We start from the raw sequence: 11,215 nt of genomic DNA, 5'->3' as shown, positions 1-11,215 counted from the left end.
TTTTTGGAGATCCCATGCAGTTCAAATTTAGTGATACCCAGCCCTCAGACGCGCGCCTTGTAGCGCATATTGCTGATAAAGGCGCGACACCTGCCGGTCTAGAGAAATCGCTGGTTGAAGGCGCCAAAGCTGCGCGCTTCAAAGGCAATGCAGGGCAATGTTTTGAAGGTTTTGTGGAGCGTGATGGTGCGGTTGTCCGTGTGGCTATCGCCGGTGCGGGCAAGGCGGACGACGATGCGCGGACGGCCAATCTGGAAAAAGCCGGAGCAGCTCTGACTACGAAATATCTGACATCGGGCGAGACTTCGCTGGTGCTCGACCTGTCGGATAGCGGTTTGGACGGTGGCGCTGCTGCTTCGGTCTTGCTAGGCCTGCGCCTTCGCGGTTGGCGGCACGATCTGTACCGGACCAAGCTGAAAGAAGAGCAGAAAATCTCGCTCGAGAGCGTGACCGTCGTTGGCGCACCCGAAGGCACTGAAACCGCATGGGCAGACGCGGCGGCGGTTGCAGAAGGCGTCGAGTTCACACGCGATCTCGTAGCGGAACCGGCCAATGTTCTTTATCCGGTCAGTTTCGTTGAGCGCTGCGAAGAAAAATTCGCTGGTACCGGTGCGGAATTGATTGTGCTGGATGATGACCAGATGGAAGAGCTGGGCATGGGCGCGTTGCTCGGCGTGGGCATCGGTTCGGAGCAGCCTTCACGCATTCTCGCAATCCGTTGGAATGGCGGTGATAAGGGCGACAAACCAACCGCATTTGTGGGCAAAGGCGTGACGTTCGACACCGGCGGTATCTCGCTGAAGCCGGGCCCCGGCATGGGCGATATGAAATGGGACATGGGCGGTTCCGGCGCGGTCGTGGGCGCAATGCTGGCGATTGTGAAGCGTAAAGCGAAAGCGAACGTGGTCGGCGTCGTCGGGCTGGTCGAAAACATGCCGGACGGCAAAGCACAACGCCCGGGGGACGTCGTGAAATCCATGTCTGGCCAAACCATCGAAATTCTCAACACCGATGCCGAGGGCCGCTTGGTATTGTGCGATGCATTGCACTGGACGCAGACGGAGTTTGAACCGAAGCAAATCGTCGATTTTGCCACGCTGACCGGCGCAATCATCGTCTCGCTCGGCAATGAGCACGGCGGACTGTTTTCGAACAATGATGATCTGTCCGACAAGCTTTTGGCCTCAGGTAAAAGCAGCGGCGACAAGCTCTGGCGTCTCCCGCTCAGCCCGGCCTATGACAAGCAAATCGATAGCCCGATCGCGGATATGCAGAATATTGGAGGTAAAGGCGCAGGCTCGATTACAGCTGCGCAATTCCTTCAGCGTTTTATCATGAACGATACACCGTGGGCGCACTGCGATATTGCGGGCACAGTTTGGTCCGACAAACCCGGCCCGACCCACGGCAAAGGGGCGACCGGATATGGCGTTCGCCTGATCGACAATTTCGTTCGCGAGAATTGCGAAGGCTAATGGCGGTCTTATGGCCTCAAGTAGCGAAGCGGTAGGCTGTTAAAGATGCCCAAGATGCGCAAAAAGGGTGATTTGCCGAGCAAGATTTGTGCATCGTGCGGGCTGCCGTTCAACTGGCGCAAGAAATGGGCACGCGATTGGGACAATGTTCGCTATTGTTCGGACCGCTGCAAACGAACGAAGGTCGAGACCAAGAGCTGATGCGCGTCGATTTCTACCAGCTTAGCCGCGATCCGGCGGAATTGGTCGTGCCGCTGCTGGCGCGTGCGACCAAGATGGCGGGTGAGAAGCTGTTGGTGGTTTCAGATGATGGCGAGCAATTGGACCGCATAGACAAGCAACTTTGGGAGGCCGCGCCTGAGGCGTTTCTGGCGCATGGCAAAGCCGGTGAGGCGCATGAAGCGCGACAACCGGTTCTGCTTTCAAATGCAATGTCTGCGCCTAATGCGGCCAAGTATGTTGTCCTTGCCGATGGACAATGGCGCGATGATACCGATGGCTTTGATCGCGCATTCCTGCTGTTCGGCGATGACCGGCTGCAGGAAGCGCGCGCCTGCTGGAAATCGCTCGGTGACGTTGAGGGTATGGAACGCAATTTCTGGAAACAGGAAGGCGGCAAGTGGGCGCAGATGGCCTGACTTTGGACTCTCTCGGTCCGATTGTATAAATATCCCCAATCGAAATTTTGGAGAGGGAATTACCATGAAGCGCATCATCGCAGCAGTAACCGGACTATTGCTCCTCTCGGCCTGTGGAGCGGAGCGATCCGGCACCATCACGACGGAAGATGGCGAAGAGATCGATTACACGCTCGATACCGATAGTGGCGGTGCGACTATTACTGCGGAAACCGAGGACGGAACAGCTACAGTGCGCACCGGCGCAGATGTTCCGGTTGATCTGCCAAGCGGCTTTAGCATTTACCCGGGTGCGGAAGTGCTGAACAATGTTATAATCGACCGCGAGGGCGACAAAGGTGCAATGGTGTCGATGACAAGCGATGCCTCGGCTGCGGATATGGTCGCGTTCTACCGCAAACAGGCCGAAGCCGCAGGAATCAAGATCGAGACAGAGGTTAAGACCGGCGCCATGACGATGATCGGAGGCGAGAGTGAATCCGGAACCGGGTTCAGCTTTATGGCCACACCCAATGGTGATGCTACTAACGGACAATTGATGATCGGCGACAAGTTCGCACAATAGGCCGCGCGCCGACGGGGAGACTGCACGGATAACTTGCGATTATGCGCGTTCCCAGCTACGGGGCCGCGCAACAATTGTACCCCCGTTTAATACTCATTTATTGCAAGGAATTTCCCATGGCGGTTACCCGCACATTTTCGATCATCAAACCTGATGCAACCAAGCGCAATCTGACCGGCAAAGTCACCAAGATGCTGGAAGAAGCTGGCCTGCGCGTTGTCGCATCCAAGCGCATCCAGATGACGCGAGAGCAAGCCGAAGGCTTCTATGCAGTTCACAAAGAGCGTCCGTTCTTCGGCGAACTGGTCGATTTCATGATCAGCGGCCCTGTCGTTGTGCAAGTGCTCGAAGGCGAAAACGCGATGCAGCGCAATCGTGACATCATGGGCGCGACCAATCCGGCCGATGCCGCGCCAGGCACAATTCGCAAGGAAGTCGCCGAAAGCATTGAAGCCAACTCGGTACACGGCAGCGATAGCGACGAAAACGCCGCTATCGAAATTGCATATTTCTTCAACGAAGACGAGATTGTCGGCTAAACGACCACTCTGACCATCTGGTCCGAACAGATTTGGCCCCGTCGGAGTGATCCGGCGGGGCTTTTTCATATATCTTTGCGTTTTTGATCTGGCGCAAAGCATATGTGCGCCAAATGGCGGACTGTGACAGCCATAATCGGAAAGGACTTCCCATGGCACACACTCCCCACGAACTCGGTGCGGTATTTTCAAAAGATACCGATATTCTGCACCGGCTCAAAATGAACGGAGGGCGTTTCAGCACTTTGTCGGACGAGTATCACAAAGTGAATCGCGATATCCACCGCATTGAAGCGCAAGTCGATGCTGCATCGGACGAACGGATGGAGACGCTCAAGAAAGAACGTTTGGTGTTGCTTGATGAGATTACGGCGATTGTGAACGCGGCGCGAGAAACGAGCTAGGCCGTTACGTTCCGTTGTCCAGTTGCGCGCGGTGCTTTTTGTGGGCAGATTTGTCCGCACGATCTTGCTCGCTGCGCATCGCCTCCAAGGCAGTCTCCGTGAGCGGGATATCAAGCGCAGCATAGACTGTCTTGATCGCAGCCTCCCAATTCGCGTCCAGTGCCGCGAAATCGACATGTGCAATACGGCCGCCGAAGTCCGCTAGTGCCTTGGTTGCTCTATATCGGCGTAGCCGTGTTTTGCGTGCCCACTCCGTCTCAATTCTTTCAAGATCGATATGATCGGACTGCATCCCCATCTGGTTGGCGACCAGCGAAACCGAGCTTCGGATTGTGGATTCGGCATCGCGTTCGGCGACCACAATTCGCGCTTCCGGGAATTGTGCGAGCAATTCTGTCAAATCCTCGGAGAATTGCGGCACTTTCATCACACGCGGCTTGCCCGCATTGCCGTGACTGGCAGCATCTGTGCGTAATATGCGGATGAATTCGCGATATACCGGTGTCGCATCGCGGGCCTCGCTGAAGGCTACATAGCTCGGGATGTGCCACTGGGCCTCATATGCACAATGGTCAAAGGCTCCTGCGAGCCAGCCTAGCTCTTCATCTGCGCGCGCCGCGCCGAACGGGTGAATGGTCTCCAGCCACGGGTTCAACGCGCGGGCAAAGATCAGCGCTGCGCCGCTCCAGACGGGCCGCAAGTCGGGCGTGCGCGGAACGGGGTGCCAGCTATCGCTAAACCGTGTTGCGGAATGGCCAGGGTCAGCGGCGAGGAGCCGGTGCATACGCGTGGTGCCGGCGCGCATCTGACCGACTATGATGATCGGAGGGGCGATCTTGGTTTTGAGTAACGCTGGCCGATCGCGCCAGAGCTTGCCCAAAGCGAAGCGCTGCTTGATCGACCTGACCAGTTGACCATGCGCAAATGCGCGGCCCATCGGGTTAAGCCGCGCCTCCTCGTTCAGTGAGCGGCACAGTTTGTCGAGGCGTTCGCGGAAATCGGCGGCATCCTCCGCGCTGCGTCCGCTGAATTCGTCCTTCGCTTCATGCCCGTTTGTCGCGCGATCCCATAGCACGTCTGGCTCGAGCAGAATTGGCGGCGCCCAGCCTTTATCCCATGCTGTCTGCAAACCGCGCGAGAGCGTATCGACAATCGGCGCACGGGCGAGGAGGCTGGTGCGGGGCGGGGCCACCTAGAACTCGTCGGCGGCGTCGAGCAATTTGGTCAGGCGTTTCGGCGCGACCGCTTGCCAACTGCGTTTAAGCCAATGCTCGACCTGATCCCAATCGCAGCCAGCACGGTTGAGGATAATCCCGATCCATCCGCTGGCGCCGTAAAATGCGGGCTTGAAGAAGGTGCCCGGGTCGCGGTCGATCAGGGCCATCATCTCGTCCTGCCCACTGGTTTTGGCAAGCAATGCGATATGTTCGACGCCGTGATGCTGATCGCTGAAATAGGCGAAATATTTGCCGCTCTTGCCGGCGGTGCGCCAGCCCGGCGCGCCATGGCTCGGGCGTTCTTCGGTTTCGGGCAGATCCATCACCAGAGTTCGGACTTGGCCGAGAAGCCAATCGGCATCGAATATCCGCCCGACATAATCGTTCACAACGCGGGGATAGAGTTGATGCTCGGCCAATTTTACGCGTTCTGCCAGTGTTTCCGGGGTGTCACCCGCACCGATCTTCACTTCGATCTGGCCGAGGACTTCGCCCGCGTCCAATTCGCTCGAGACCAGATGGACGGATGCACCGGACACGGAATCGCCAGCCTCGATGGCGCGCTTATGCGTTTCGAGACCGCGGTATTTGGGCAGAAGTGAGGGATGGATATTGAGCATCTTACCGTGCCAGCGCTTGGTAAATTCCGGTGAGAGGATGCGCATATATCCGGCGAGGATGATGTATTCAGCACCCGCATCGAGCACAGCCTTTTCCATCAAAGCATCGTGCTCTGCGCGTTCCATACCTGTGTGCGAATGCGCAAAGGTACCGATGCCTTCACCCGAAGCCAGCATGAGCCCGGCGGCATCGGTTTTGTTGCTGGCGACCAGTACAATCTCAAATGCTGAATCCGGAAGGCGGCTGGCAAAGAGCAGGGCGGCCATATTGGTGCCGGTCCCCGAAATCAGGATGGCGACTTTTGCTTTTTCGGGTACCCTCTCAGGCAAGGTGTTCGGCCTTCCACTCGTCGGTGGAAGACCAAGTGCCCGCCGCGCCGTGGACAGTACAGCCGCGCGGGCCTTCACCGATCGTACCGACTTGTAGAACGGTCTCTCCTACGGCCTCGAGTTCGGCAGTCACACTATCGACCTGATCGGCATCGACCGCCAAAATCATTCCGACGCCGCAGTTGAAAGTACGCGCCATTTCGGCTGGATCGATGTTCCCTTGTTCTTGCAGGAACGCCATCAGTGCAGGCTGCTCCCAGGCTGATGCATCAACTGTCGCATGTGCGCCTTCGGGCAGAACGCGCGGGATATTTTCGAGCAAACCGCCACCGGTAATATGCGCCAAGGCGGCAATCTTGCCGCTGCGAATCGCAGGCAGCAGGCTCTTCACATAGATTCGTGTCGGCTCGATCAGCGCGTCGATCAGCAGTTTCTCGCTATCAAATGGCGCAGGGGCATCCAATTTCCAGCCTTTGTCCGCCGCCAGCCTTCTAACCAGTGAATAGCCGTTGGAATGGACACCTGAACTGGCGAGGCCGAGCAGCACCTGACCCGGCGCGACTTTGTCGCCGGTCAATTGCTCACCGCGTTCAACTGCGCCAACACAGAAGCCTGCAAGGTCATAATCCCCTTCGCCATACATGCCCGGCATTTCTGCCGTTTCACCGCCGATCAATGCGCAGCCGGATTCGGTGCAACCGCCTGCAATGCCCGCGACGACACGCTCGGCGACGCCGGTTTCCAGCTTGCCCGTCGCGAAATAGTCCAGAAAAAACAGTGGTTCCGCGCCCTGAACGATAAGGTCGTTGACGCACATCGCGACCAGATCGATGCCGACGCTATCATGCCGGTCGAAATCAATCGCGAGTTTCAGCTTGGTCCCGACACCATCATTTGCTGCGACCAGTAGTGGGTCTTTGTAGCCAGCGGCTTTCGGGTCGAAGAACCCGCCAAATCCGCCAATCTCCGAATCCGCTCCGGGCCGCGCGGTGACCTTCACTAACGGCCCAATGGCCTTCACCAATGCGTTGCCAGCATCAATAGAAACGCCAGCTTTGGCGTAGGTATAGCTCTCTGTGGATTCATTTTCTGACGACATGACCACAGGCTTTAGTCATTCGCGCTTGGATTTCCACGTGTGTTTGGGCAAAAGGCGCCGAGTTTTCCCCGATGGCCCATGCAAACGCCTCTTTGACCCCTTCGCGCCATTTCAATTGGCGCGCTCTGCTCCAGACCTCTGCGGTACTGGCTGCATTGGTGTGCGCGATGCTGTTGAGCCGTGTTTTGGTTGCTCAGGTAGAGGGTGATCGCGGCATTGCGGCGGTTGTCAGCAGCAGCGATCTGGATGTCAGCGGGATTAAAGTCGATGTTCGCGACGAGAGTGCGGAGGCAGCCCGCGAGAAGGGCTGGCGGCAGGCGCAGCGCGATGCATGGGCGACATTGGGCGGGCCGCAGATGCCCGATTCGCAACTCCAATCGCTGGTTTCAGCGGTCGTGATCGAGCGCGAGAGCATTGGCGGCAAGCGCTATATCGCTACTTTGGGTGTGATTTTCGACCGTGTCCGGGCGGCCCGTTATCTTGGCGGCAATGCGCGAAGGTCTCAATCGGCACCGATGCTGCTTATTCCCGTGACCATCAGCGGCGGATCAGAGCTGGTGTATGAGCAGCGCAATCCGTGGCAGCGCGCTTGGGCGGAGTACCAGGCCGGTTCGAGCCGCGTAAACTATGTGCGGCCTTCGGGCGCTGGCGGAGACTCCCTCCTTCTGACATTTGGCCAAACTGGTCGCCGCAGCCGGATATGGTGGCGCAATATTCTCGACGAATTTGAAGCGGCGGACGTACTCATGCCGATTGCACGGCTCGATTACCGATATCCCGGCGGTCCGGTCCAAGGCACTTTCACTGCGCGCTACGGGCCTGACAATGTCTATCTCGACAGTTTCACCCTTGAGGCTGACAGCCACAGCGGCGTGCCCGATATGCTTGTCGAGGCAGTCGGCCGTTTCGATGACATTTTCGAGCAAGCTATGGCCGATGGCAAGCTGCGCCCGAATCCGACGCTAAATGTCAGCCTGAGCGGTACTGATCCGGTTCTTCAACGCTTGATCGAGATTGGCCGCGCGGCGCGGGCGCAGGAGCAAGCAGCCGCTGCGGCTGCGGCGGCTGGTGAAACCGATACAGCTACCGCCGCTACGCCGTCTACACCAACACCGGCTGCACCAGCCGCAGCTGTTGTGTCTAGCTATGTCGTCCAATTCGCCAGCCCGGATGCCGGTGCAATTGATGCCACTTTGGCAGCGGTTCGCGCGACACCGGGTGTCCGGGGTGCTGCGACCAGCAGTTTGGCAATTGGTGGAACTTCGGTGATGAATGTCAGCTATGCTGGCGACATTGGCGCATTGGCAGCTGCCCTGCGGGCGCGCGGCTTCACCGTTAATCAGGGTGCAAACGCACTCGCGATCCGCCGCTAAAACCTGCTACGCCAGCGCTGATATGTCGCAAATTGCCCTGCCTCTGTCGCATAAGCGCGCTGCCGATCCTGAGCGGATTGTGGTGGGCAATGCCAACCAGAAGGCAATCGAGGTACTGCGCAATCCAGACGCCTGGCCGTTCAAGACTGCGATCCTGACCGGAGAAGAGCGCTCAGGAAAGTCGATCCTAGGTCGGTGGTTCGCTGCGCAAGATGCCGGTGACACAATTGATGGCGCGGATGCGCTGGATGAGACTGATCTATTCCACCGGTGGAACCGCGCACAGGAAGAAGGGCGACCGCTGTTGCTCATCAGCGATGCGGAGAAATGGGAAATCGAACTGCCCGACCTGCGTTCGCGCTTGGGCGCAGCCCTGCATCTGACCATTGGCACGCCCGATGATGACATGGCGGCTTCTTTGATTGAAAGCATTGCTATGCAGCGCGGCCTTGCGTTGGGCGAGGGCGCGCTTACCTATCTCGTACCGCGTGCCGAGCGGAGCTTTGCCGCGATTGAACGCCTTGTGATGGCGATTGATCGACTGAGCCTCGAACGTAAAGCACCAGCAACGCAAGGCATCTGGCGTGACGCGCTGGAGGCAGTGCAGGGGCCAGAGCAAGCCCGCCTTTTCTGAGGCAACTTGCATCCGGCTGAGAATGATGGGAGAATCGAACCATGTTCGGTAGTTTGACCAAATATCTGGACTCGATCCGTGCCCGCGATCCCGCTCCGCGATCCCGCTGGGAAGTTCTCTTCTACCCGGGTGTGTTGGCGCTCGGGTTCCACAGGATTGCGCATTGGCTGTTTGATGCGCGGCTCTATTTTCTGGCCCGGCTTGTCAACCATTTCTCGCGCTTTCTTACCGCGATCGATATCCACCCTGGCGCGACTATCGGCAAAAACTTCTTCATTGATCACGGCTTTACTGTTGTCGGCGAAACTGCCGAAATCGGTGACAATGTCACGATCTACCAATGTGTCACTTTGGGTGGAACCAACCCGACCAATGGTGTCGGTGGTAAGCGTCACCCCACCATCCAGGATAATGTAATTATCGGATCGGGCGCGCAAGTTATCGGCCCCATCACTGTTGGACCGCGCGCGCGTATTGGCGCGAATGCGGTCGTAACCGACGACGTACCAGAAGGCGCAACGATGATTGGTCTCAAGGCGCGTTCTACGCTGGTTCCAGCGGAAGAATGGGTCAAGGACTTCATCCCTTACGGCACACCGTGCGATGAGCCGTGCGAGGAAGCCATTGAAAGCGGCACTGGCCGGATCGGCGAGCTTGAGAAGCAAGTCGCACTGATGAAGGCAGAACTTGCTGCTATGAAATCGGATACCGAAGAACCGGTGCCGCGTAGCGGAACCGGTGACTGATGGCGTCCATTCCGGATACTCCCGACAGAATTATCGCATTTCCCGGACGCCCGCCTGCGCAGGTGGCGTTTGCACGGGAGGAAATGCAACGCATCCTCGATATCTATGGTCGAATGGTCGCAGCCGGAGAATGGCGCGATTATGCGATGGGCTTCACCAAAGACTGCGCGATGTTCGACGCTTTCAAGCGTGCCGCCGAGAAGCCTCAAGCCCGGATAGAGAAACGGCCTGCGCTGCGGAACAAGCAAGGCATGTGGACGCTATTCGGTGAGCATGGCCAAGTGTTAAAACGGGGGCACGAACTGTCTGGAGTGCTGGCACCGATTGAGCGCCGGCTCGTCAAATCTATCGACGATTAAGTTAGACTGCCCCAATAGAAAACCCCGCGCAGATCATGCGCGGGGTATCCTGTGAGATCAACGGCTAAATCAGCCCGGTGCAGCGACTGCCGAAACGGGTAACTTGTCCTGAAGATTCTCCGGTAGTCCGCCGACAATGATCTGGCGGATCGGGGTCCAGAATGCCGACAATGTGAGCAAAGCAGAGCCGATAACCAGTGCGGTCAGGGCGAAGTTCAGTTCCACCGCGCCGAAGCGGTCAAACAACCATGTCAGCGCGATCAGCACATAGACCAGCGCCGATACGAGCAGCGCGCGCCGGTCGATCGCCAACGCCACAATGCCAAATACAAAGTAGACCGCGATAACCCCAATGGCCCCTGCGATACCGACCATATTGCCTTCGGTAACGCCCAGCGCATAAAATACCGGATGCGCTATCATCGGCGCGGCGAGCAGATGCAGCCAGAAGGCAACATCGGCGCGGCGTGTCTCGCGCGTGCGGTCGCTGATATCCCACCGCATGGCCCATGCGAAGATCGCCAAGCCAGCGATGAACATAAGCGTAAACAGGATTTTGAACACCTGATCCTCTGCCTCGACTTCCATCGTGCCGACGATGATGGCGATAGCTGTGGCGATCAGCGCAATCGCCACCGTTCCCGCACCGGCTGCTATCGTTATCGGAACCGCAAAGCGCCGCCAATGAAGCCAGGCCCCGCCTGCTGCAAATAGACCGGATATGGCGGCGATGACTGGCATGACTGTGTCCGATTGGTCGTTGCCAACCGGATCGCCGATGATTGTCCCGCCCAGGCCGAATGCGGTGGCCAGCGTGGCCCCTACGAACGCAAGCAGCAAGATGATGCTAGGCAAAGCCATGCGCCGCTTGCGCGTGAACATCTCTGCCAGAGCCCAAGCTGTGCCTGCAATCAGTGCACCACCGAACATCAGCTGAGCAAAATCATTCCGCCAACGGGTGCCGTAATCCTCTAAGCTAACCGGGAACATCGCATTCCCGATAGCTTGCCCAATAGCACCTACAGCGAACAGCATGATGACCACACCTATCGCCACAAATATATCATTGAAACTACTGACGAGGCGGAAATGCTCCTCGTCGGTTACGGGCCGTTCGCGCAGGCTCACGACATGCGCGCGCAGGCCTTTGGCCGCGTCCTCGCTCAACACACCGGCATCGACCGCTGAGTTGATTTCTTCTTGGCTATACATCGGC

14 protein-coding genes are annotated in these 11,215 nt (G+C 58.0%); 10 read left to right on the top strand and 4 right to left on the bottom strand.

Annotated features, from left to right (window positions below; translation table 11 throughout):
- Nucleotides 1-14: 14 nt before the first annotated feature.
- From GRI35_RS12120 to GRI35_RS12095, 6 genes are all read left to right on the top strand, one after another.
- On the top strand, nt 15-1,475 hold the full coding sequence (locus GRI35_RS12120) for a leucyl aminopeptidase (RefSeq protein WP_160614397.1): 1,461 nt from the start codon (nt 15-17) through the stop codon (nt 1,473-1,475).
- Nucleotides 1,476-1,520: 45 nt separating this feature from the next.
- A complete protein-coding gene (locus tag GRI35_RS14020) occupies nt 1,521-1,676 on the top strand; it encodes a DUF2256 domain-containing protein (RefSeq protein ID WP_160614396.1) in 156 nt (51 codons plus the stop codon).
- The gene (locus tag GRI35_RS12110) at nt 1,676-2,113 is read left to right on the top strand and encodes a DNA polymerase III subunit chi (RefSeq protein WP_160614395.1); all 438 of its coding nucleotides are present in this window, start codon (nt 1,676-1,678) and stop codon (nt 2,111-2,113) included. Before GRI35_RS14020 ends, GRI35_RS12110 begins: the two co-directional genes overlap by 1 nt.
- A 64-nt stretch (nt 2,114-2,177) precedes the next feature.
- Entirely contained in the window at nt 2,178-2,678 is a 501-nt protein-coding gene (locus GRI35_RS12105; RefSeq protein ID WP_160614394.1) for a hypothetical protein, read from the top strand.
- A gap of 116 nt (nt 2,679-2,794) precedes the next feature.
- Nucleotides 2,795-3,217 carry a nucleoside-diphosphate kinase gene (gene ndk, locus GRI35_RS12100; RefSeq protein ID WP_160614393.1) on the top strand — a complete coding sequence of 141 codons (423 nt, stop codon included), beginning with the start codon at nt 2,795-2,797 and terminating at the stop codon, nt 3,215-3,217.
- Between the two features lie 152 nt (nt 3,218-3,369).
- On the top strand, nt 3,370-3,621 hold the full coding sequence (locus GRI35_RS12095) for a YdcH family protein (RefSeq protein WP_160614392.1): 252 nt from the start codon (nt 3,370-3,372) through the stop codon (nt 3,619-3,621).
- A gap of 4 nt (nt 3,622-3,625) precedes the next feature.
- Here GRI35_RS12095 and GRI35_RS12090 read toward each other — a convergent pair whose 3' ends face one another.
- The 3 genes from GRI35_RS12090 to purM are packed head-to-tail and all read right to left on the bottom strand — an operon-like array spanning nt 3,626 to nt 6,887.
- On the bottom strand, nt 3,626-4,813 hold the full coding sequence (locus GRI35_RS12090; RefSeq protein ID WP_160614391.1) for a sulfotransferase family protein: 1,188 nt from the start codon (nt 4,811-4,813) through the stop codon (nt 3,626-3,628).
- Nucleotides 4,814-5,788 (bottom strand): phosphoribosylglycinamide formyltransferase, encoded by a 975-nt coding sequence (gene purN / locus GRI35_RS12085; RefSeq protein ID WP_268894025.1) that lies wholly within the window; start codon nt 5,786-5,788, stop codon nt 4,814-4,816. It abuts the gene before it with no gap.
- Nucleotides 5,781-6,887, bottom strand: a complete 1,107-nt coding sequence (gene purM / locus GRI35_RS12080; protein ID WP_160614390.1) for a phosphoribosylformylglycinamidine cyclo-ligase — start codon at nt 6,885-6,887, stop codon at nt 5,781-5,783. Before purM ends, purN begins: the two co-directional genes overlap by 8 nt.
- 71 nt (nt 6,888-6,958) lie before the next feature.
- On the opposite strand from purM, the gene GRI35_RS12075 reads away from it, so the two are divergent.
- Genes GRI35_RS12075 through GRI35_RS12060 form a run of 4 tightly spaced genes read left to right on the top strand, consistent with a single transcriptional unit; the run spans nt 6,959 to nt 9,999 of the window.
- Nucleotides 6,959-8,260, top strand: a complete 1,302-nt coding sequence (locus tag GRI35_RS12075; RefSeq protein WP_160614389.1) for a heavy-metal-associated domain-containing protein — start codon at nt 6,959-6,961, stop codon at nt 8,258-8,260.
- Nucleotides 8,261-8,282: 22 nt separating this feature from the next.
- Entirely contained in the window at nt 8,283-8,894 is a 612-nt protein-coding gene (locus tag GRI35_RS12070; RefSeq protein ID WP_160614388.1) for a P-loop NTPase family protein, read from the top strand.
- 41 nt (nt 8,895-8,935) lie between these two features.
- The gene (gene epsC / locus GRI35_RS12065; protein WP_160614387.1) at nt 8,936-9,640 is read left to right on the top strand and encodes a serine O-acetyltransferase EpsC; all 705 of its coding nucleotides are present in this window, start codon (nt 8,936-8,938) and stop codon (nt 9,638-9,640) included.
- Nucleotides 9,640-9,999 carry a DUF2794 domain-containing protein gene (locus GRI35_RS12060; protein WP_160614386.1) on the top strand — a complete coding sequence of 120 codons (360 nt, stop codon included), beginning with the start codon at nt 9,640-9,642 and terminating at the stop codon, nt 9,997-9,999. The genes epsC and GRI35_RS12060 overlap by 1 nt, the downstream gene beginning before the upstream one ends.
- 69 nt (nt 10,000-10,068) lie before the next feature.
- Here the strand turns inward: GRI35_RS12060 and GRI35_RS12055 are convergent, their stop codons facing one another.
- Nucleotides 10,069-11,211 carry a hypothetical protein gene (locus GRI35_RS12055; protein ID WP_160614385.1) on the bottom strand — a complete coding sequence of 381 codons (1,143 nt, stop codon included), beginning with the start codon at nt 11,209-11,211 and terminating at the stop codon, nt 10,069-10,071.
- Nucleotides 11,212-11,215: the final 4 nt, after the last annotated feature.

This window comes from Pontixanthobacter aestiaquae (assembly GCF_009827455.1).
GTDB lineage: Bacteria > Pseudomonadota > Alphaproteobacteria > Sphingomonadales > Sphingomonadaceae > Pontixanthobacter > Pontixanthobacter aestiaquae.
This window is presented reverse-complemented; position numbering and strand designations above follow the sequence as displayed.

Coding starts and splice junctions, on each gene's coding strand:
- GRI35_RS12120 (WP_160614397.1), top strand. CDS start 15: ATGCAGTTCAAATTTAGTGATACCCAGCCCTCAGACGCGCGCCTTGTA.
- GRI35_RS14020 (WP_160614396.1), top strand. CDS start 1,521: ATGCCCAAGATGCGCAAAAAGGGTGATTTGCCGAGCAAGATTTGTGCA.
- GRI35_RS12110 (WP_160614395.1), top strand. CDS start 1,676: ATGCGCGTCGATTTCTACCAGCTTAGCCGCGATCCGGCGGAATTGGTC.
- GRI35_RS12105 (WP_160614394.1), top strand. CDS start 2,178: ATGAAGCGCATCATCGCAGCAGTAACCGGACTATTGCTCCTCTCGGCC.
- ndk (WP_160614393.1), top strand. CDS start 2,795: ATGGCGGTTACCCGCACATTTTCGATCATCAAACCTGATGCAACCAAG.
- GRI35_RS12095 (WP_160614392.1), top strand. CDS start 3,370: ATGGCACACACTCCCCACGAACTCGGTGCGGTATTTTCAAAAGATACC.
- purM (WP_160614390.1), bottom strand. CDS start 6,887: ATGTCGTCAGAAAATGAATCCACAGAGAGCTATACCTACGCCAAAGCT.
- GRI35_RS12075 (WP_160614389.1), top strand. CDS start 6,959: ATGGCCCATGCAAACGCCTCTTTGACCCCTTCGCGCCATTTCAATTGG.
- GRI35_RS12070 (WP_160614388.1), top strand. CDS start 8,283: ATGTCGCAAATTGCCCTGCCTCTGTCGCATAAGCGCGCTGCCGATCCT.
- epsC (WP_160614387.1), top strand. CDS start 8,936: ATGTTCGGTAGTTTGACCAAATATCTGGACTCGATCCGTGCCCGCGAT.
- GRI35_RS12060 (WP_160614386.1), top strand. CDS start 9,640: ATGGCGTCCATTCCGGATACTCCCGACAGAATTATCGCATTTCCCGGA.
- GRI35_RS12055 (WP_160614385.1), bottom strand. CDS start 11,211: ATGTATAGCCAAGAAGAAATCAACTCAGCGGTCGATGCCGGTGTGTTG.